Annotated in this window: 14 protein-coding genes; 4 read left to right on the top strand and 10 right to left on the bottom strand. The window is 41.3% G+C overall.

All coding sequences use genetic code 11. The annotated features are described in order from the left end of the window. Positions 1-29 precede the first annotated feature (29 nt). The 5 genes from CWC29_RS06290 to CWC29_RS06270 form a co-directional block, all read right to left on the bottom strand. Complete coding sequence (locus CWC29_RS06290; protein WP_138524854.1) at positions 30-2,711, bottom strand: ATP-binding protein; 2,682 nt, start codon at positions 2,709-2,711, stop codon at positions 30-32. 104 nt (positions 2,712-2,815) lie between these two features. Next, positions 2,816-5,053 carry a TonB-dependent receptor gene (locus CWC29_RS06285; RefSeq protein ID WP_138524856.1) on the bottom strand — a complete coding sequence of 746 codons (2,238 nt, stop codon included), beginning with the start codon at positions 5,051-5,053 and terminating at the stop codon, positions 2,816-2,818. Between the two features lie 538 nt (positions 5,054-5,591). Continuing rightward, a complete protein-coding gene (locus CWC29_RS06280) occupies positions 5,592-7,832 on the bottom strand; it encodes an NAD(P)-binding protein (RefSeq protein WP_128728281.1) in 2,241 nt (746 codons plus the stop codon). A gap of 112 nt (positions 7,833-7,944) precedes the next feature. Continuing rightward, positions 7,945-8,922 carry an acetoacetate decarboxylase gene (locus CWC29_RS06275; RefSeq protein ID WP_138524858.1) on the bottom strand — a complete coding sequence of 326 codons (978 nt, stop codon included), beginning with the start codon at positions 8,920-8,922 and terminating at the stop codon, positions 7,945-7,947. 70 nt (positions 8,923-8,992) lie between these two features. Continuing rightward, complete coding sequence (locus CWC29_RS06270) at positions 8,993-9,580, bottom strand: dienelactone hydrolase family protein (RefSeq protein WP_128728283.1); 588 nt, start codon at positions 9,578-9,580, stop codon at positions 8,993-8,995. Between the two features lie 283 nt (positions 9,581-9,863). Between CWC29_RS06270 and CWC29_RS06265 the strand changes: the two genes are divergently transcribed. After that, positions 9,864-10,694 carry a transporter substrate-binding domain-containing protein gene (locus tag CWC29_RS06265; RefSeq protein ID WP_128728284.1) on the top strand — a complete coding sequence of 277 codons (831 nt, stop codon included), beginning with the start codon at positions 9,864-9,866 and terminating at the stop codon, positions 10,692-10,694. Between the two features lie 92 nt (positions 10,695-10,786). Here CWC29_RS06265 and CWC29_RS06260 read toward each other — a convergent pair whose 3' ends face one another. The 4 genes from CWC29_RS06260 to CWC29_RS06245 all read right to left on the bottom strand — a co-directional run bounded on the left by CWC29_RS06260 (position 10,787) and on the right by CWC29_RS06245 (position 15,043). Further along, the gene (locus CWC29_RS06260; protein WP_128728285.1) at positions 10,787-11,359 is read right to left on the bottom strand and encodes a YceI family protein; all 573 of its coding nucleotides are present in this window, start codon (positions 11,357-11,359) and stop codon (positions 10,787-10,789) included. 3 nt (positions 11,360-11,362) lie between these two features. Continuing rightward, a complete protein-coding gene (locus tag CWC29_RS06255) occupies positions 11,363-11,938 on the bottom strand; it encodes a cytochrome b (RefSeq protein ID WP_128728286.1) in 576 nt (191 codons plus the stop codon). 153 nt (positions 11,939-12,091) lie between these two features. Beyond that, complete coding sequence (ccoG, locus tag CWC29_RS06250; protein WP_128728287.1) at positions 12,092-13,474, bottom strand: cytochrome c oxidase accessory protein CcoG; 1,383 nt, start codon at positions 13,472-13,474, stop codon at positions 12,092-12,094. Positions 13,475-13,615: 141 nt separating this feature from the next. Then, positions 13,616-15,043, bottom strand: coding sequence for a sigma-54 interaction domain-containing protein (locus tag CWC29_RS06245; RefSeq protein WP_128728288.1), 1,428 nt, complete (start codon positions 15,041-15,043; stop codon positions 13,616-13,618). Between the two features lie 154 nt (positions 15,044-15,197). Here CWC29_RS06245 and rsmF point away from each other — a divergent pair, with 154 nt between their 5' ends. Continuing rightward, the gene (rsmF, locus tag CWC29_RS06240) at positions 15,198-16,637 is read left to right on the top strand and encodes a 16S rRNA (cytosine(1407)-C(5))-methyltransferase RsmF (RefSeq protein ID WP_138524860.1); all 1,440 of its coding nucleotides are present in this window, start codon (positions 15,198-15,200) and stop codon (positions 16,635-16,637) included. 261 nt (positions 16,638-16,898) lie between these two features. On the opposite strand, the gene CWC29_RS06235 is transcribed toward rsmF, so the two are convergent. Beyond that, positions 16,899-17,147, bottom strand: a complete 249-nt coding sequence (locus tag CWC29_RS06235; RefSeq protein WP_010371625.1) for a YkgJ family cysteine cluster protein — start codon at positions 17,145-17,147, stop codon at positions 16,899-16,901. Positions 17,148-17,383: 236 nt separating this feature from the next. On the opposite strand from CWC29_RS06235, the gene CWC29_RS06230 reads away from it, so the two are divergent. Next, a complete protein-coding gene (locus tag CWC29_RS06230; RefSeq protein WP_138524862.1) occupies positions 17,384-18,559 on the top strand; it encodes an efflux RND transporter periplasmic adaptor subunit in 1,176 nt (391 codons plus the stop codon). A gap of 5 nt (positions 18,560-18,564) precedes the next feature. Further along, entirely contained in the window at positions 18,565-21,735 is a 3,171-nt protein-coding gene (locus CWC29_RS06225) for an efflux RND transporter permease subunit (RefSeq protein ID WP_138524864.1), read from the top strand. The last annotated feature ends 56 nt before the right edge of the window (positions 21,736-21,791 follow it).

Raw genomic sequence — 21,791 nt, 5'->3', positions numbered from 1 at the left:
ACGGATAAATATTGATAAGACATAAAAAGCTAAGCTTGTTTTGTTTCCTGCTTTTCTGACTCAATCGCGACAGACATGGCATTGAGTAACTCCATTATTCTCTCGTCGATACGCTCAAGCTGCTTATTCTTCAATTTAACATCCAGTTCGTTTGCTATTTTATGAATATCAATGCAATCAAACATTGCAGCCGTACCTTTAATTGCATGAATAGTCTTTGCCAACGCTTCGTAATCTTGGTATTTCGCTTGATTCTTTATCTGAACTATCTGCTCATGCAACCCAGAAATATACTGCTGTTTTAACTGATAAAACTCCGCTTCAGGTAGATCTACATCTTCATCAACTTGAATATCTAGGTAATAAGCAATTTTTTGGCTAAATACAACTCTATCTATTGGCTTTGCTAAATGATCACTAAACCCGAGTTTCAGATAACGCTCAATTTCATGCTGCATAGTGTTAGCGGTTAACGCAATCACAGGTGTGCTACATCCTGTTGCTTGGATAAAGCTAAATGCCTGTTCACCATCCATTACTGGCATTTGGATATCCATTAGTATCAAGTCAAACTCACTATCAAGCACGGCTTGGACCGCCATCTGACCATTTTCAACTGCAGTTACAGACAATCCCATACGCTCAAGAATACGCCTAATAAGCTTACTATTATCAGTGTTATCTTCTGCAAGCAGAACTTCACCTTTTAGCTCTTGGCTTAATTCCTCAGGCATCGTCCCTACCTCTCTCACGTCTCCAATTTGGGCAAGACTTTGTACCCACTTGGTTTTTTCTGTCGTGTACAAGCTAAGTGTAAGCGTAAATGCAGTTCCTGAGCCGACCTCGCTTTCGACACTAATGTCCCCATCCAATTTTTTCGCAAGGCTTTTCGAAATATTTAATCCAAGCCCCGTTCCACCATACTTCCGAGAGGTCGAAGAGTCGGCTTGGTAGAACGCACTAAATAATTCCCTTTGCTCGTCCACGGTCATACCAATCCCAGTATCACGAACAGTGATCATAAGCTGCTCGTTTTTACACGCTACATCTATTGATATTTTACCAACCGTAGTGAATTTCATTGCGTTAGATGTGAGGTTGAGTAATATTTGCCGTAACCGCGTAGGGTCGATCACAACGAAATCAGGTAAGGGAAAGTGATAATTTAGGGCAAATTCAAGCCCCTTGTCCCGAATTTGTTTACCCAATAGGGAGTCAACATGTGCAATCGCTTGAAATAGGTTTGACTCCACCAATTCAACCTCTAGTTTATTGGCCTCAATTTTAGACATATCAAGAATATCATTGATGAGCCCAAGTACATGCCTTGAGTTTTGCAAAATGACGGAAATAGCATGGTTGCGCTCATGAGGTTTGATGTCTCCAAGCATAATGCCATCAGCATAGCCAATAATCGAGGTCATTGGTGTTCGTATTTCATGGCTCATGTTTGCTAAAAACCGGCTTTTAGCCTCACTAGCATCTCTGAGCTCCGACGCTACCTGCTCTAGTTCATAGGTACGTTTTAACACCTTTGCTTCTAGATTTTTATTTAACTCTATATTCTCTTCACTGGTAATTCTAAACTTATCTGCAACCGCGAATGCCAACAGCAATGCATCAAGAGCGGTACCTATCAGCCCATAAAGGTATAGGTTATTTGAGGACTCCGGTAGCAAACTCAAGTTAGTTAGATTGCCAACCATATTGGGGATAGCCATGGCAACATAAGCCATCACAAAATATCGTGCGGGCTTGAACCCTTCAATCCAGCGTTTTACTCCAACAAACAGTCCAAAGCACAAGGCCAAGCCTGTGACTAAAGTTGCCCAGATAAAACCAAAGCCAGGAAATAATATACAAAAAGGCATTCCGAGCGCGGCTATTACGCCGAGCCAGATAGAGATCGACACATAGTTAGGATGAACATCTTTGAGTTTTAATAAATGAATATAAAATAATGCATTGGTCAATGGTGCCAATGCAAAACCTAACCAATGAAGATTTGCTGAGTAAAATCCAAATAACTCATCAGGAAAATGAAAGAAGTGACTCCAAGCGAATACCCAAACGCAGGTAAATAGTGCATAGTAAAGGTGGGTTACATCCTTAGAGCCTACGTAAATCAATAAGTTATACAACCCTAAAACAATACCAACACCAAAGCAAAGTGTCATGATGAGATTTTCATAAACTACTTTTTGTCGAAAATCCCTAAGTGGCTCAATAGTCAATTTTACGGGCGTGTAAAAAAAGTCACTCTCGAAAAGCGTAACGATATAATAGTCTTGGTTAGGCTCTAGCGTAACTTGATTGCCATAATGAAACGCAAATTCATTTTCTACTTTACCTCCAGAGAAAACCCGCTGTACTGTTTGAGGCGTATATATCCTCGACTCGACTTTGCTTAGCACCGTATTGTAGGGGTAAAGCACAAACTCATTTAACGGCGTTTCGTTCCTGATTTTGGTTACCAAGAAATAACGACCAGAGAACAGTGCTCTCTTTTCTATTGGCTCTCTTATTGATTCCCACGCTCTCAGTTCATTCCAACTCTGAGGAAATCTTGTATTGGAATTAGCCTCGTAGGATTTACCAATATGGTGCAGATTTTGATATTGCCAAGGCTGTGTTAACTTCAACACAGCCTGCTCTGCATGAACAAAACCAGAAAACAGAATTATGCCGAAGATGATCAGTAGCAAACGCATTCTAGCCAGTTACCTTAGCAAAGCTACCTGTGGTCCGATATTGTATATGCAAATTTTCTATCCCCAAGTCAGGTGACTTATCTCAATATAGTTCTTAAACACGCTCAAAAACGGTATGTTACATCCATTCCTACCCTTCTACCTTCACCTTTAAAGTCTTCCAACATCCCCAAAAAGCTACTAAGGTCAAATTTGAGATGGCTGTATTCCTTATCTAAAAGATTCTTACCCCATATGCCTAACTGCCAGTCTCCATATTCCATTTGTAGATTAGCATTCCAAAGTATATAGCCTGGCTGCTTAGCGTAAGAAGATTCATTTTGGTCGAAGTAATATTCGCTTTGATAATCAAACCCAACTCTACTTTTTATACTCACTTCATCCCAATTAAATTTATAATCTATACGTCCAGAGATATTCCACTTTGATGTAAACGGTAGCCGGTTATCCGTCAACACAACACCCACAGGGTCAATAAATTCTTCAAAGTTTGCTTCCGGTATATACCCAACATCTAATCCTAGATGAGTTTGCTCCGATAGATACCAAGTATTTTCTACTTCAGCACCGTAAATTTTTGACTTACCCACATTTTCTAGTAGCTGATAAGGCGGCGCACCAGGTACCTCAGATGCTTGATTCATAAATACCTGCTGGTCTTTATAATCATAGTAAAAAGCAGCCCAATTTGTACGAAGTCTTAAATCTTTAAACAACAGCTTAGCGCCAACTTCATGAGCAACTAATTCTTCAGGGCCATAACTTGCTTGCATTGCTGCTGCTTTTGAGATCAAAAAACCGCCGTTATAACCACCGCTCTTAACACCATTAGACAAACTGTAATAGATACTGTTATCCGGTTCTATTTTATAGATAACCGATAATTTTCCAGACAAATTGCTATCGGATTCTTCTCCCTCAATATCGTAGGCAGGAACTAAAATACCTGTGAGGTTATCTGCAAACGGTACATTTAAGTAGGAGAAAGAGTCATAACTTACCTCTTCATCGCTGTATCTTATGCCAACAAGGACATCAGTATCCTCGCTGACTTCATACTCATATTGGCCAAACAATGCTTGCGATTTTACTTTGATATCATTATCGTAAAAAAAAGTCGCTGCACTTGTGCCATTCTCGGTACCTCTTAGATCACGTAATAAATCATTAAAATTATCCTGATAAATACGCTCCTCCAAGTGGAATAAACCAACGGTCAAAAAACCATTTGTCATGCTTTGTTCAAATCTCAGCTCATTTACCAGCTTTTCGTTTTTAAGGCCCAACTCCCCTTCACACAGTGAAAATGGGCTTCCATCACAGTTAAATCCATGTACCCTATCTAAACGATTGAAAGCTCCAAGATAGATAAACTGCGACCGCTCATCCAGTGCATAAGTTATCTCAGTTGTGACACCTTTATTTATGCTGTGATGTCTTTGGTAATTGTTCACCCGTACTGCCCAAAAATCGTCGCTGCCAACATTAAATCCAAGTATATCAACGCAGTTGCTAGTTCCCGCCTTCGCAGGAGAGCATAACGAACCATCTAAGGGGTTAGAGAATAATCCGATATTCCCGACTGGCTGAACTAACCCATTCCAATGGCCATAATCAAGTTTGACAAACACGCTGAAATCATCAAACTCACCTAAATAACTTAATCGAACATCATTTTGTTCCATATATGCTTCGGGAACATCTGGCTGAAGGTTATACGTAGTATACTCATAGTTATTGTGGCTCGCAGCGAGTCGCACCGCGCTGTTTTGATCTAGACTATAATTAAAGGTTGTCCGAGCTCTTGTTAGAGAATCTGAGCCAACCCCAACACTGACAGAAGCAAAGTCACCATCAGTTGGGCGTGCTGTACGTACTAAAATTGCCCCTCCAGTAGTATTTCTACCAAAAAGTGTACCCTGTGGACCCTTTAATACTTCAACTTGTTCAATATCAAATAGATTGATAACTTGGTTATTCGCCGCTCCAACTGATATACCATCTAAATACATGCCAACAGGAGAGGTATTTGCTGTATTGTAATCGACTAAACCAACGCCTCGAATATTGATAGCAGGAGGTGTTCCTTCGGCCGCATTTTGACTGATTTTAACATTCGCAACTAAGCTGCCTAGTTCCGTCGTGTCTTTCAGTGCGGCATCAGTAATAGTCTGTCCGGATATGGGCTTTACAGCGATAGCGACATCATTGATAGACTGCTTTCTTTTTTGAGCGTACACCTCAATGACTTCGATTTCTTCTACTTGTGCTGATGTTTCCATCGGGCCTACAGAGAGTAATGCTAAAGTTATCGTATTTAACAGCACATTTGGATGTGGCATAGTTTGAATCCTGAGCTATATCATGCAATTGCATTATCAGTATAGCTGAATTAAAAAGACTCCCAAACAAATGAACCTGATTACCTCTTTGAGGTTCAAATTATTGTTCATTACTGTGGTAAATTATCCAAATACTCGGATAAAGCCCTCTAGATTGCACGGCTCGGTATGTATTACAACCTAAGGGGAAAGGGTTTATTTCCTATCTAAATAAAGATGGCTAAGTTAGGGCCTCTTGACCTTTACTGCTTGATTTTTGCTTTCCTGAGCGTATTTTGGTCCGGGACGCTCGACTTGCTACCTAGTAATCCAAGCAAAAATTGAGCAACAATGAATATCGCGCACTCAGGTGAATCCAAAGGGCAGCGCTTGATTAGTATTTCTTCTATGTAGCCCCACATAGATGTGGGGTAAAGTGACTTTGAAGGCGCGCAAAATCTTTATCACCTAACTCACATAAAATAACTATGCTACACGGACCCTGCATTGTCTAAATACCAATCAAACTGCTGCAAAAAACATTAAATATCAATAAGCTTCAGTTAAATGGCTCAAACCCCAACTCTCCACTAATACGTTGAGGGTATCCGGTGATGGCTCTACTGGTTTGCATGCCTGCCATCACTGCGGCTTCAACACAACCTGCATTAACACCGGTTTTAATCCAATCTCCGGTAATGTAGAGGTTATTGAATATGCTGCCGTCAGTAGATAGTCGAAATTGACTGCTATCGACAACGCTTAGTACATAACGCTCACTGGGGTCGACATTCACTCTCCAATACTGTGTGTTGAACCTCGCTTCACCTTCATTATTATCAACATCAAACAATACGTTCCAATCGAAGTCGTCACCATGATACGCCTCTGGCCACAGTGGTTGCATCTGCAATCTAAGTTTTTGCAAAGCGTTTTCTTTTACCTGAGCTTTCATGCGTTCAGGAAATTCATGATCGCTCGGAGGTGGATAATCTGCGCAGGTAAAAGCACTACAAAAATAGGCAATGTTCTTGGGCTGTGAATTTGGCCAATCCTCCACCTCTAGTAAATTAGACATCGCAGCCCAAGTATCGAAGGGTTGGGAAAATGCGCTTAATATTGGTGGTTCATTACTGCCAGAAGGATCGTGAAAACCCAGTTCACTGTCAGTTTTAGTGAGCCACAACTGCAATGCTTGAGTCGCAACAGTTTTAACCTTTTCAGCTTGCAGCTTTAAGTCATTATCTTTGGCCAATAGTTGCTGACATAATGGCTCAAGGCCTGCCACTGAAATCCCAAAAATCACCAAATCGAAATCAGTTCCTTTATTTAGTGTTTTTCTCGGTAACGTCTGTCCAAATGCTTGTTGGTAAACCGTTTCCCAATTAGACCAGTAAGACTCAAGATTAATCTTATGCTCCTTGAGTAGTGCAGCTTGCTGCGACTCAATTTGCTGCCACAGTGGAGCGCTTGGCCAACACGGCAAGCCTTTTACTAATTCCAAAGGCTCGTAACATTCTGCAGCTTTTAGCGTGACTTGTTGAATTAATTGAATACTATCAACATGATGACCGTTTTCATCCTGTGCACAGTGTAATGACTCAACCTGATGAAAAAAGGCAAACTTAACGCCTCGATGTTTGAGCAGCTCATAAATGGGGGAGAAAATAATATCTCCCATTCCCGCTTGCATTTTCCACATCACACCGCCTCGATAACACAGCATAATCCTAAGCATTGCCAAAGCCGCAACGCCAGCTTCGACATTTGGTTTTTTAAAATCCCCGTCTTCATAGCCAAAAACGAGATCATAAAAACCGCGAACCGGCGCTGATTCCACGGACAAAGATTCATTTGCACCATTACGCCTTAGCCACTGTTTAAAATCATACCGATCAATATAACCAAAACCGCGTGAATAAACCTTGTCACGTAGCATACCAATGGTCATCGCAGCCCCGAGATCTATACATATGTACAGACGCCTTATCAATGGGTTGTCATCAATCAAGTCGTTTACTTCTGACTTTAACCAACGCCTAATTTTTCGAACCATATACCAAACAAGTAAGTGATCTTTCTTATTTTCTAAACGGTGATCGGCCTCACGTACCGTTAAAAAATTACTGAGTTGCGTTATTAACAGCTTTGGCGTGGATACTACCTCTTGGACATGGTTTTCTGCGTCATCAAATAAAGCGCTAGCTTTTTCTTCCACACTGTCAAAAAAGCTCTTAACTTCTTGGCCTAGATGAGCGAGTAGTGTTTTATCTCTTTCTTTTTTTGTTTTGAGCTGTATGGATTTGTGCGTTTTTTCAACCTCGCACTCCAAATCATCAACCCATTTGTGTAGCCAAGCCGCAAGTAATTTTAAAATCTGCCAAAAATGTAAATCGAGTGTGCCATTTGCCGGATTACCTGGGATCTCAGGAAAATCTACCGACCAAGTTTGCCACTGCTGGTCGATATATTCTTGTAACACGACCAAGCTATGCGGTTTTAGCGCTTGTTGCCATGTGTGAATGGGGATATCACTTGAGCGTTCTAGCTTATTATAAACCGTTTCTATTGCCCTAAAAGAATTAACATAAGCACCAAACCAAACGTGTAAGCCGTGCTCCTCAATACGTTCGCCGAACTCAGCATTACGGCCACTCGCTCCTTTACCACCCAAACGCCAGCCTTGCTGATAAACGGTAATATCATAGCGTTCTTGCCAACCTTCTTGTTCTGTCATGTATACCGCAGCGGTCATTGCCGAAACGCCGCCGCCAAGTATTGCTACTTTTTGTTTACTCATAAATCTTCCTTTTCTAACGTGTTGACGAGCAACACCTAAAGCCATATAGGAAGACAACTAAACATGCAAATATCGCTTTAGTAAAAATCGTGCTTTTTATGCCACAAATACACTAACGATGGAGATTAACCATACTCTGAGCACTGGAAACAATTTCTTCCACTCCTGCCTGATCGAAATCCATTTTCACAAAATAAGGTAGTTTGACCTCACTTTTACCTAATGGAATACCAAACATTTTATCAAGTGGAAACGCATCCATTCGTTGTAAGTTCAGGCTTAAGTCGTCCTTAATAAAACCAATTTTGTGGATTTTCTTCACCTCAGAAGGGGAATGCACCACCGCCGAATATACAGACTTTTCAGCATAACCATCTGGAAACTGTTTAAATAATATTTGATCCATTTGCGGGTGGGTAAAACCCGATAAGAACTGTTTAAGAAATTGGCTATCGACATTTAAATCAGACACTGAATCTTTGAAAAGCTCAGCAATTTCTTCACCCACTTCTAACACTTCTTTTAACCATGACTCTCCGTCATCCTCAGGTTCTACAGATAACAATTCATGCCATGCCATTTTGACGTTGGGATCAAATTCCTTAAAGGTTTCCAGAGAGAGGGAAAAGTTCAGTGGGTCACCAAAGTTATCAGGCATTTCGTAGCGACATAAATATTTATTGTAGCCCCATATTTCTCGACCATTTATCAGCGCGTTAATATTGTTGACTGAGATAAATGCTGGATACCAATATAAATGTTCTGCTTTTAGCGTTTCGAGATTTATTTGCAGAATTGGCAACCAGATGATGACATCAGTTTCTTGCATGTATCCATAGTTACTGAAAGGCGGAACTTTTGACGCGATATTTTCAATATCCGTAAAGGTCAATAAGCACCAATCTGTTAAAGCCTTGAATACAAATTCACTACTAGAAACCGAATTAAGTGTATTATCAACATAGCTTTGGATTGTTGATTTCTTTCCTTTGACAAAAAAGCCATACATTTGCGCATTTAACATTCTGCACGGAGGTTTAGCGATTGGATTACTATAAAAATGTTGATAATCAGGCAACTCGGGATACATCTTTCACTCCTTAGAATATAATAAGTTAGTGCTTAGTGTAGTTCGCTCAAGCTGCTTTTGCGTATGTAGGTTATAAAAACTCTGCCTCTCGTTGCTCAACTTCGACATAGTTACGTGCTTCTTGCTGGCAAAAGTATTGATAATGAGAATATGCATACTCATCAAAGTTACTCGAAAGCTTATTCATAAAACCGTGTAAATATCGTGTGCGGATACAATTCAGCCCTTTTTTATCTTTTAAGAGTTCAATAACAGGCTCTACATCAAAATGAGATTCAACTTGAGCAAAAAAGATAGATACATCACAGCTAGGCTTAATATTTAAATGATGACGTATTTGGCTAGGATAAAAGGCAATAAGCTGCTCTACAGAACCAGAAGCATCTTGCTCGGATAATGCTACCCATGCGGCAGCTCCGCCTGCACTAAACCCAATAATAAGTTTTGGCTGAAGTTCAGCAATCGCAGCTGATACTTTGTCAGCATATACACGATGGCCGCATTGCACCAAAAACAGTTCGTAACAATCTGGCTCCGAGACTGTGTTTGGTTCTTCTATAAATGGGGAAAGCACCTGCACGTCACTTCCAAGCGATTTAGCAAAGTGGTCAATATGATCAGTATGACCGAAAATATCGGTAACAATTAATATAGCCATTGGTTTTCCTTATTAATAATTTATCGTTATTGGCTTATATGACTTTCCCTGCCACATGGCCTTATCTACTTATATTTGGATTAACACGCTACTCCTAAACTTACCATCAATCGCTACACAGGGTACTGATTAGCAGGCATTTACCCAAAACTAAAACCTCTCTTAAAGCTAGCACACTGCCAATCCCTGTAAACATTAAATACAAATTAAATAAACATTAATTTAATTATTAATATCACAAACAATGCTAAGCTTATTGTAAGTTCAGCAAGAGTGATCCAATTTGATCAAAATCATCTTATTTCTCTTCATTGTCCTTCAATCTAGTGTTGTATTTGCAAAGCAAATAACCTGGATTGTTATAGATTTTGCTCCTTATTATATCCTCTCTGACAACTTGGAAGGGCAAGGACGAGACGAGCTGTTGATAAAACTCATTCAACAACAGATGCCCGACTATACCTTCAATTATAAAGTGTTCCCTGCATCTAGGGCTATATATGAGCTTTCTAATTTCAACAACCAATACTGTATGATCTCATTGTACAAAACGGCCGAACGAAAAAAACATATCGCTTTTAGTGATGAGTACTCCACCATCGGATTGTCAACCTCTGCAGCACTAAGGAAAGATGTCGCACAGTCGCTTGGCATTACAAACAGTGCAATAGATTTAGAAAAACTGGTAACTGAACACGGGCTAACCATTGGCGTTGCAGCAAACCGTTCCTTTGGTAATGAAATTGATGCATTATTGGCGAGTTTACCGACTAAGCAAGTACTTGTCAGGCCTGGTAGAGATACGCTAGAGAGTTTAACTTTTATGCTACTCAAAAAAAGAGTCGATGTGATACTCGGATACCCAAGCGAGCACCACTACCACAAATTACATGTAGATACGCAAGATGAATTGACACAAGCCAGATTGAGTATCGCCTCACAGATAACTGCTGGATATGCGGGCTGTAATAACAATGCGATTGGCAAGGAACAAATAGCTGTAATTAGCGAAGCATTAAAACAAGCACACAAAAGCGAGCAGTTTAGAATGGCAATGTCTCGTTGGTTACCAGAACAGTTTCAGCCACAGCTGGCTAGCATCTTTAAACACTGACTTTTTAAAACGTATCTTACGTTTGAAAAAGTACACCCAACTTAAAGTAGGGAAATAGCACCATGTGTATAACAACACATGGTGCTTAGCGATTATTTACGAATACCTTCTAAATGCAAACCAATGGTAACGTGTGTTGACGCCGGGCCTAGATCGTAGTCAATGCCATAATCAGTAAGTTTTAACTGGGTTTCACCTTCAAAGCCAACTCGGTACCCTCCCCACGGATCTTTACCTTCACCCACTTTTTGAACATCAAATTCGATATGCTTTGTTACTCCATTAAGCGTGAAGCTTCCTTTTACTTTCGCATTTGTATCATCGCTAAAAGTAATGGAGTTACTCTTAAAAGTCGCCTTAGGGTTTGCTTTTACGTTAAGAAAATCTTTGCCACGCAAATGTTTGTCACGTTCAGCATGATTCGAGTCAATAGATGCGGTATCGATTACTACATTGATTTTCGATGCATTGGGATGCTTTGCATCATAACTAAAATCCCCTTCAAAGCTATTAAACCGACCATGCAACCAGCTATAACCTAAATGCTTAATTTTGAAGTTTACGAAAGCATGTGCACCTTTAGTATCAATTACATAATCCGCAGCACTCACAGCAGCTGATAAAGTCATAGCAGCCATGCTCAGTGCAATCATTGTCTTTTTCATGTTTTAATCCTCAACTTTTGTAGTGTTTGGTACCTTAAGCATTCGAACTAAGGTACGATCTCTATTAATAAAGTGGTGTTTTAGCGCTCCCACGATGTGTAGCGCTACTAATCCAATGAGTCCCCATGCAATGTAAAAATGCACAGTGCCTGCAATATCGCTTTGTTCTTCAAATAGCTCTCCAATACCCGGAACAGAAAACCAGTTAAATACCTCTATTGCTCTGCCATCCGAGGTAGAGATTAAGTAACCTGTGACAAACAGCCCAAACAAGCCAAGATACAAAACGACGTGAACGACATGCGCTATTATGTTTTGCAATTTATCCATGGGAGTTGCTTCGCTTTCGGGCTTCACGTTAGGGTTGGCAACCTTCCAAATCAGCCTAAGAACTATCAAAGCTGCCAGCAGTATCCCGATGCTTTTGTGAATGTGTAAGCCGTCACGATAAAAAGGATCGTAATAACTGAGTTCAACCATGTACAATCCAAGACCGAACATACCAAATACTACCAGTGCACTGAGCCAGTGAAAGATGATGGCTAACAAACCATAGTTTTGTGATGTATTTTTAAACATAACATTCAGCTAATAAAACTCATTCTCAATAAAGATAAGCTTATACGCTAAAAGTTCAGAGAGAAAGCCATATATTTAGCGGCAGATTGTGCGTATACGCACACAAAAAAGGCGCTTCATAATGCAAGCGCCTTGAGTCGGGGGGAGTGTAAATTAGTTTTTATAGAAGTAGCTGTCCTTCGTGATGCTAATATTGGCATCTTGTTGCGATTCTATAGTGAATTGGATTGGAGTTCGCTTACCTTTAAGTTCATAACCATCGGCTGTAACTGTTACTGGGATCAATGCCATGTCGCCACCGGCGATATGCGTAGTAATTGGGGCGGTCAGCTGCGCATTTGGCAGTCCCTTCAAACTTACAGTGTAAGTCAAATCATGTTGCGTTTTATTTATTACACTTAAGGTGTATGGGTTCTCGACTAAGCCCTCATAGTTAACACGATAAAGCGCATTTCGGTCGCGAATGACAGAGGCTTCTATGGGCGTACGGTTGAATGCCCAAATCACCATAGTAACTATTATCAAAGCGGTAATCGCACCATAACCTACAATTTTTAGCCTAAACGGATTTGACTTTTTACCCGCTTGTTCATGTTCACTCTGGTATTTAATCAAATCTGGCTGATAACCAAATTTATTCATCGTTTCGTTACACGCATCGATACATAAACCACAGTTAATACATTCATATTGCAGACCATTACGAATATCAATACCAGCTGGGCAAACTTCAACACATAAATTACAGTCTACACAGTCGCCGAGCCCCAGTTGCTTTGGATCGTCTTTGCGTTTACGGCGACCTCTGTTTTCGCCACGCTCACTATCATAGGTAACGACTAGCGTATCTTTGTCAAACATAACCGATTGGAAACGAGAGTATGGGCATGCAACGGTACACATTTTTTCTCGTAGAAAGCCCGCATTTCCATAAGTGCATAGTGCAAATAGAAATACCCAGAAACAAGTCAGGCCAGTCCACTCAAGCGTAAACATATCGAGATACAGCGATTTCGCGGGAATAAAATATGCCATAAATGACGTGGCGGTAAACACGGAAATTATCAACCAAATAGCGTGTTTTGCCGTTTTCTTAGCGATTTTTTTGCTATTCCAGTCTGATTTGTCCAACTTTATTCTTTGATTGCGAGTCCCCTCCACTCGGTGCTCAACCCAAGTAAACATCAACATCCAAATCGTTTGTGGACAAGTATAGCCACACCAAACTCGACCCAACCAAGTTGTGACAAAGAATAAGGCAAAAGCACCCGCCATAAAAATCCAAGCAAGAATCATAAAGTCTTGTGGGAGAAAGGTAGCACCAAAGATCCTAAATTGCTGCGTACCAAAATCAAGTAGAATGGCTTGCTGTCCGTTGTAAGGGATCCAAGGAATAAGAACGAAAGTTAACATTAAAAACCAACCAAGATTTCTCCTTATTTTTTGGAAGAACCCTTTTTGCTCTCTGACGTAAATAGGCCCTTCTTGTTTATAGGGCTTAATGATCATGTCTTCTTCTTTGATATCAAACTTCATGTTATTTGCTACATTGGTAATACACAAGCTTGATACTGCAACTTTCAGACCAATCTGAAAGTTTATAAACACCTGATTTTTAATGGTTTTACTTTTATTAAATTTTCAATGTCGTGAAATATCACGAATAGACGCGATATATCACGAAAGTTTGGTGATTTTTAGTTTTTTCATTTTCGACCTCAGAGTACTTTCGGGTAACCCTAGCTTATCAGCCGCACCGTTTTTGCCAGCAATCTTCCAGTTACTTATTTCTAGCACTCTTAATATATGCTCGGCTTCTGCTTGCGCCAAAGTCAGCTCACCGTCTTCAGGTTTATGGTGTTCAGTAGCGTTAAGCGCTTGAGATAAATCAAGTAAACGACCTTTAGATAATATCGCCTCGCGCTCCAGCACGTTTTGGAGTTCTCGAATATTACCTGGCCAATCATAACGCTGCAGCGCATGAATAGCCTTTTTGGAGATCCCGCGTAGTTGCTTACCCAGCTTTTTGTTGAGCTGCACGATGAGGTTGTTGGCCAATACAGGAATATCTTCTATACGCTCTCGTAGTGCAGGTACTCGAATAGGAAAAACGTTTAAACGGTAATATAAATCCATTCTAAACTCCCCCACCTCGACCATTTTCCATAAATCCCTGTTGGTCGCCGCGACTATGCGTATATCTACTTGAATTGACTTACTTCCCCCTACACGTTCAAACTCTCGCTCTTGTAAGACGCGTAATAACTTGCTTTGTGCCTCTAGCGGTAACTCTCCAATTTCATCTAAAAATATAGTTCCTTTATCCGCCAGTTCAAACCGTCCTTTACGCCTCTCATTCGCTCCAGTAAATGCCCCCTTTTCATGTCCAAACAACTCAGATTCAATCAAGGTTGGTGAAAAAGCAGCGCAATTTACTTTAACGAAAGGTTGTGCTGAGCGCTCACTAAGGCGGTGCAGATTTCTGGCAACAAGCTCTTTACCCGTGCCATTCTCCCCTAAAACCAATACCGTACTGTCAGTCTGACTAACCAGTTCAAGCTGCGCCAACATGGCCTGAAATATTGCACTACTACCCACCAAACCCGAGTCTTGCCAATTTTCATTTAATGTTTCTAGCAAGTAGGCATTTTCATCTTTAAGCTGCTCAGTAAGCACTTGAACTTTATTCAGCGCCTCTCTTAGGGCATTTTCAGTTTTGTGCTGCTGTGATACATCGCGAAATATCGCGACCGCTCCAATAATTTGCTGATCTTTGAAAATTGGTGTTGAGGTATATTCTACAGGAAAACAGCTCCCATCTTTACGCCAGAATACCTCATTGGTTACCTGACGTGTTTTACCATCAAACATGGTTTTGTAGATGTTACATTCATCAGCAGGATAATCACTCCCATCTGCATGACTGTGATGATGGTACTGATGTATTTTTTTCCCCAAAAGCTCATCACTTTGCCACCCAGTCATACGCTCCGCAGCCGGGTTTACAAAGACAGCGTTACCAGAAAGGTCAAAACCATAGATCCCCTCTCCAACCGCATTCAGTAATAATTTTGGGTCCGCCAAAAAATGTTTGATAATAGACATAGCAATCCTCGCGATATTTCGCGACTATTATATAACCATAACCTATCACTGTCAGCCATGAGTTTCATTTAATAATCGTAACCGTCACAACAAACATGCATTTTTTACTCATGAAAGTGTAAAATGAGATATAGCTTTCAAATTGAGTAACTGCGTGGACAAATCAACCTATATTCCCAGCGCGTTTCTAGACGACATAAAAACCTACTTACCAGACCACCTTAGCATCGAAGACTTTATAGATACGTGCCAGTCTCCTTTACGCCGAGCAGTCAGAGTCAACACCCTAAAAATGTCTGTCACGGAATTCTTAGCCTACTGCGAAAAAAGTGATTGGCAGGCAGAACCGATCCCTTGGTGTGAAGAAGGGTTTTGGATATCAAGAAGTGAACAAGAAGAGGCTAATCTTGCTATCGGCAACACAGATATCCATTTAAGTGGCTGCATCTATGTCCAAGAAGCTAGTTCCATGTTGCCGCCCACGGCACTGAAATCGACTATCAGCAGTGATGATATTAATTTGGATATGGCGTCAGCACCAGGTTCGAAAACTTCGCAACTCGCAGCTTATATGGATGGGCGTGGCGTACTAATCGCTAATGAGCTATCTTCATCTCGACTCAAAGCCCTTGCAGCAAATATGAAACGTATGGGCATACGCAATGTTGCGTTGTCTCACTTTGACGGCTGTATCTTTGGCGATTATATGCATGAATGTTTTGATAACATCTTGCTTGATGCGCCATGCTCTGGAGAAGGCACTGTTAGAAAGGACCCAAATGCCCTTAAAAACTGGTCAATTGAGTCTAATGTTGAAATTGCACAAGTGCAGAAGCAACTGATAGACAGCGCATTTCAAGCCTTAAAGCCAGACGGTACCTTAGTGTATTCAACTTGTACGTTAACACCTCTGGAAAATCAGCAAGTATGCCAACACCTCATTGATAATTACCCCAAAGCAGTAGCAGTCGAAAACCTATCGACTTTATTCGAGGGTGCTGAAAAAGCTACAACGTCCGAAGGATACTTGCATGTGTGGCCTCAGCTATATGATAGCGAGGGGTTTTTCATTGCTCGATTTAAAAAGTTAAGCACGGTTGAAGTTAAGAACCCAAAACAGAAAAAAGGCGCTTTCCCTTTTGAAGAACTAGACAAGAAAACCACTCAACTATTGTTATCCGTACTAAAAAAACAGTTTGGAATTGCCCAACTTGACGGTAAGTTGATGCAGCGCGATAAGGAGGTGTGGCTATTTCCTGACAACTTTGAAGCAATCCACGATAAGATCAAATATTCTCGCATAGGGATTTTAATCGGTACTACCCATAAAAACGGGGTAAGATTAGAGCATGAGTTTGCCACTACTTTCGGTCACTTAGCGTCTAAAAACACTTTAGCACTAACAAAAGAGCAAGCAAAAGATTACTTTAATGGCAAGGATATACGCCTAGATGAAGTTACCAAACTAACGGGAGAGGTGATCCTCACGCTATGTGGCAGTGCCATCGGGTTAGGAAAATGGCAAAAGAATAAAGTTAAAAATAGTTTGCCTCGGGATTTAATTAAAGACGGCCTGTTGATAACTTGGGTATAACCTGAATATACCCTTTTAATATTTTTAAGACCAATTATGAATATAAAGAACAACTCTTTGTTTTATATAAACTTAATAAATCATTCATTTATTTGTAAAAAGAATGAAAGGTTAACTAAACTTAACAGTACTTTCTACTTCTCCCTACAGTCTTAGAAGGTGTTTTTAGTTAGCGCACGGCTCAATCTTGAGCCTTTCCCTAGGCCCAGAACTTAGCAGGTAAGTTTCTGGGCGTTTTTTTATCAGTTAACCAGAGGCTAGTTAGGTCAACATTTCGAGTTCTGTGATGATCTGCATCGCTGCTTCATTGCTGTCACCGCACACATCTTCCATGGCCTTAAATTGCAAACACACCTGTGGACGCTCTGGCTGATTAAACAGTTTACACAGATTATTTTCATCTAGTTGAATACACCGCTCCCCCGCAGGTTTACCATTTGGCATACCGGGAATGGGTGTTGAAATACTTGGTGCTATACAACAAGCGCCACAACCAAGCCTACAATCCATTCTGTTTCTCGCAATTTTGACAATAAGTGGTGCATTTTATCGAAAAATCGACTACACGTAAAAGCATCAATCTCTTTTAAGAATGTAACGATTAATTTAGGTACGCAAAGCTTTGTTACATATTCCTGTAGGATTTAAACATCTCGACATAACTATTCGCGTATTCTTAAGCTTATCGATGATCTAGAGCCGTTAATCTGGGTCATTAAAAATCATTCAACAGGAAGGATTTTAACGTGGCTAGTAAAAAACAAATAATTCTACCAATTGCCGTTCTTGCGGTGGGAATTGCAGCGGCTGTTGCCATGTCTGCAATGAAACAACCTCCAGAAGAGAAGAAAGAAGAAATAGTACATCCTCTCGTACAGGTTCAACCTATTCATATTGACCCTGTAAGGCTTAACGTATCGTCATACGGTATCGTGATGCCAAAATACAGTACTGAGCTTGTTGCTCAAGTAAGTGGTCAAGTCATTTCATTGTCTGACAAGTTTGTCAAAGGTGGCTTTGTCAAAGAAGGCGACGTGCTTGCTCGCATCGACCCAAATGACTATGAGGCGTCGCTGATTGAAGCTGAAGCGGCTTTAGCACAAGCAAGCTCAGCGCTTGAAATAGAACAAGCTCAGGTGCAAGTAGCAAAAGCGGAATGGCAAAGAATTAAAGCAAACGCTAACGAAAAAATACCCTCCGAGCTCTATTTAAGAAAGCCACAGCTTGCTGAAAAGTTAGCAAGCTTTAAAGCGGCGCAGGCCGCGGTGAAAAGAGCGAATCGAAATTTAGAGCGTACTTACATCAAAGCGCCCTACGATGCGATTATAGAATCTCGCACCGTAAGTCTTGGTAGTGTAGTCAACCCTGGTAATGGCTTTGGTAAACTCAATGCGACATCTGTTGCAGAAGTGCGCCTCCCTGTTGCCGATAATGAATTGAAATATTTACCGCAACAAGGTGTTGGTACCGATGTCGTGATCACCGCTGAAGTCGCTGGTCAACCGATGAGTTGGAAAGGCGAAATCGTCCGCAGTGAAGGTGTTATCGATAACAAAAGCCGCATGACCTACCTCGTTGCACAAGTCGAAAAGCCTTATCACAACAGTGTAAAACCATTACGTTTTGGCGCTTATATCAACGCCGATATTCAAGGTTTATTAGTGCAAAATGCCACTATGCTTCCTCATCACTTAGTAAAAGAAGGTCGCGTTGCAACATTGGATGACGATAATAAGCTGAGCTACAAAAAGGTCAATATTATTAGAGATTACAATGGTATGGTCGTCGTTGATAACGGCGTTGAGTCAGGCCAACAGATTATTACTTCAGCACTGGACTATCCTTCTGAAGGGATGCAACTTCGTACAGACGATACTCCTTCGCAAAGCGCTAACACACAACTGGCGCTCAAAGAGGAGTAAGGCTCATGCATAGTCAAAGCACAGAAAAAGGCTTAATTGCTTGGTTTGCACGTAACCCAGTTGCAGCAAACTTATTGATGATATTTATTATTGTGGGTGGCTTGCTTACTGCGTTTTCGATCCGCAAGCAAATGTTTCCACAATACGATAGTAACTGGATAAGTGTTCAAGCCGTGTATCCGGGTGCGGCACCTCAAGAGGTCGAGGAAGGGATCACGATTAAGATCGAGGAATCCATGGAAGGTCTCGAAGGGATCAAACGCCTGATCACCTACTCTAATCGTGGTTATTCACAAACTTGGATAGAAGTAGATGAGCAGTACAACACCAAAGAAGTGCTCGATGAAGTCAAGATGCAGGTGGATTCCGTCTCAACTTTCCCATCTGGCATGGAGCGCCCTATCGTGCGTCACGACAAGGCAACCCAAGAAGTAATGTGGCTATCACTCAATGGCGATTTAAGCCCCCATGATCTTAAAGAACTGGGTAATCGCATTCATGAAGAAATGCTGTCGTTACCTGGCGTTAACCTTGTACGTTTTGATGGTGGTCTGAACTACGAAATCTCTATTGAGATAAGCCCTGATAAGATGCGCGAATACGGCCTAAGTTTTAGAGCGATTTCGGATGCAGTAAAGAGCTTCTCAGCGAACATGTCTGCAGGTCAAATTCGCTCCGAAAATGGCTATATTTCAATGCGAGTTGAAAACCAAGCCTATCGCGGTGACGAGTTTAGAAAGCTCCCCTTATTAACACTACCAGACGGCGCACAGGTTAGCTTAGGCGACGTCGCTATCATTAACGATGGCTTTGAGGAAGGACTTCAATACTCTAAATACAATGGCAAGAACTCACTGGTGTATGAAGTTAGCGCGTCAAAAGACCAAGACATCACCAAAGTTGCAGATATCATTAAGAACTATCTGGAGGCAAAGAAAGGCTCACTACCACAAGGCGTAGAACTTGAACCTTTTATTGACTTGACCTATTACCTCAATGGCCGCCTTAACATGATGCTTGAAAATATGGCGTTAGGTGGCGTATTGGTTATGCTAATGCTTGCTCTATTTTTACGTGTGCGTTTAGCATTTTGGGTCATGATGGGGTTGCCAGTTAGCTTCTTAGGTGCATTTTTAATGATGCCAATGAGCTATTTAGACGTAACGATTAACTTAGCCTCACTGTTTGCCTTTATTTTGGTGTTGGGAATTGTCGTTGATGACGCGATAGTCGTCGGTGAATCCGCCCATGCAGAAATAGAAAAGCATGGTCATAGTCTCGATAATGTCGTTCGTGGCGTAAAACGTGTTGCTATCCCTGCCACTTTTGGTGTGCTGACTACCGTTGCCGCTTTCTTACCGCAAACATTAGCAACCGGACCAACGGCAGCATTTTCTAAAGCTATTGGTGGCGTAATAATTCTGTGCCTATTATTCTCTTTGGTTGAGTCTAAGCTGGTTTTACCTGCGCATTTAGCAGCGATGAAAGACAAACCAAGCAACCCTAAAAATCCGTTCCACCGCCTCAGAGAAAAAATGGATAGCGGCCTTCAATCTTTCATTGAAAACACGTACCGCCCATTCATTATGCGCTGTATTCACTACCGTTATACCGTTATCGTTGGCTTTTTAACTATTTTAATTATCAGCGCCGGGATGTTTGCTGGTGGCCTAGTGAAGTTTGTTGCTAACCCAAAAATCCCCCATGATTTTCCACGTATCTCGATCGATATGAACTTATCCTCGTCAGAAAACGCGACACTTGAGTCAATTCAAAAAATCGAGCAAATGGTACTGAGTGTCGACAAAGAAATTGAGACTGAGTATGGCAAAAAAATGATCCGTGATTACATGGTAAACATGAACGGCCGCACAAGCGCAAATATCATGGTGATCTTGGTTGAGCCAGATGCGCGTCCAATCGATACCTTTGCACTCAGCGCCCGCTGGCGTGATGCAATGCCTGCACTGCCAGGTGTTAAATCGCTAAACATTCAAGATAGCATTATGAATGGTGGCCGTGACGACGGAGACATTAGCTTTAGGTTAGAAGGTAAACACAAAGAAGAACTTCGTGAAGTCGCACAGAAACTAAAAGATAAGCTAGCAACTATCGAAGGCGTTGGTGATATCAACGACTCTATGCAATCAGCAACCGATGAAGTACAACTTGAGCTGAAACCTTTGGCGTACAGTCTTGGGCTTACGTTGGCGGATGTCGCATCTCAAGTAAACTTCAGCTATTACGGCCTTGAAGCACAGCGCATTTTACGTGATGGAGAAGAGATCAAGGTAATGATCCGTTACCCTAAAGAACATCGTGATGCCATTAGTGATATTCAGGATGTGCGTATTCTAACACCTCAAGGTGCAGAAGTGCCGTTGGTAGAAGTGGCTGATGTGAAATTGGTAGACGGTGTTAATCGAATTCGACGCGAAAACGCCAAACGCACGATTAATGTTTGGGCATCAGTTGATACAGAAATCGCACAACCATTTGAGATAGCAAAACAGGTTCGTGACGAATATCTTCCTAGTCTATTAAAGAACTACCCTGGCGTTCAAAGTGCAGTGGCGGGTCGCGTACAAGAAGAAATGGACAGTGTTGCTGAGCAAATTCGTGACTTTGCCCTGTCATTAATGATTATCTTCGCACTACTGGCAATTCCATTACGTTCTTATTCACAACCGCTGATTATCATGTCTGTGATCCCATTTGGTGTAGTTGGCGCAGTGTTTGGTCACATGGTGTTGAGTATGACCATGAGTAGCCTGTCTTTCTTCGGAATTATTGCCGTGGCAGGGGTTGTAGTAAACGACTCTTTGGTTATGGTTGATTTTGTAAATAAAGCACGCGAACAAGGCATCGATTTAAAAGCCGCGGCCGTCGAGGCCGGTTGTAAACGCTTTAGAGCAATCTTGCTCACATCATTGACTACTTTTATCGGGCTTGTACCGATCATAATGGAAACTAGCCTACAAGCTAAAATAGTCATTCCAATGGCTGTATCACTTGCGTTTGGCGTGTTATTTGCCACAGTGATAACCCTCGTGCTGATCCCTTGTCAATATGTGGCACTTGAAGATGTTAAACGGGTTGGCCGCAAATGGTTTAAAGGTAAAGACTCGGCCGATAGCCAACAAGCGATATCAGAGCTACATTCCAATACTCACTAAGTAACAAATTACTAGCCCACAAAAAAGCTCGGAAATTTCCGAGCTTTTTTATACCA

The sequence above is a fragment of the Pseudoalteromonas galatheae genome, assembly GCF_005886105.2.
Taxonomy (GTDB): Bacteria; Pseudomonadota; Gammaproteobacteria; order Enterobacterales; family Alteromonadaceae; genus Pseudoalteromonas; species Pseudoalteromonas galatheae.
This window is presented reverse-complemented; position numbering and strand designations above follow the sequence as displayed.

Excerpts from the sequence above, each read along its gene's own strand:
- CWC29_RS06290 (WP_138524854.1), bottom strand. The coding sequence starts at position 2,711 with ATGCGTTTGCTACTGATCATCTTCGGCATAATTCTGTTTTCTGGTTTT.
- CWC29_RS06260 (WP_128728285.1), bottom strand. The coding sequence starts at position 11,359 with ATGAAAAAGACAATGATTGCACTGAGCATGGCTGCTATGACTTTATCA.
- CWC29_RS06245 (WP_128728288.1), bottom strand. The coding sequence starts at position 15,043 with ATGTCTATTATCAAACATTTTTTGGCGGACCCAAAATTATTACTGAAT.
- CWC29_RS06270 (WP_128728283.1), bottom strand. The coding sequence starts at position 9,580 with ATGGCTATATTAATTGTTACCGATATTTTCGGTCATACTGATCATATT.
- CWC29_RS06235 (WP_010371625.1), bottom strand. The coding sequence starts at position 17,147 with ATGGATTGTAGGCTTGGTTGTGGCGCTTGTTGTATAGCACCAAGTATT.
- CWC29_RS06285 (WP_138524856.1), bottom strand. The coding sequence starts at position 5,053 with ATGCCACATCCAAATGTGCTGTTAAATACGATAACTTTAGCATTACTC.
- CWC29_RS06255 (WP_128728286.1), bottom strand. The coding sequence starts at position 11,938 with ATGTTTAAAAATACATCACAAAACTATGGTTTGTTAGCCATCATCTTT.
- CWC29_RS06275 (WP_138524858.1), bottom strand. The coding sequence starts at position 8,922 with ATGTATCCCGAGTTGCCTGATTATCAACATTTTTATAGTAATCCAATC.
- CWC29_RS06280 (WP_128728281.1), bottom strand. The coding sequence starts at position 7,832 with ATGAGTAAACAAAAAGTAGCAATACTTGGCGGCGGCGTTTCGGCAATG.
- CWC29_RS06225 (WP_138524864.1), top strand. The coding sequence starts at position 18,565 with ATGCATAGTCAAAGCACAGAAAAAGGCTTAATTGCTTGGTTTGCACGT.
- ccoG (WP_128728287.1), bottom strand. The coding sequence starts at position 13,474 with ATGAAGTTTGATATCAAAGAAGAAGACATGATCATTAAGCCCTATAAA.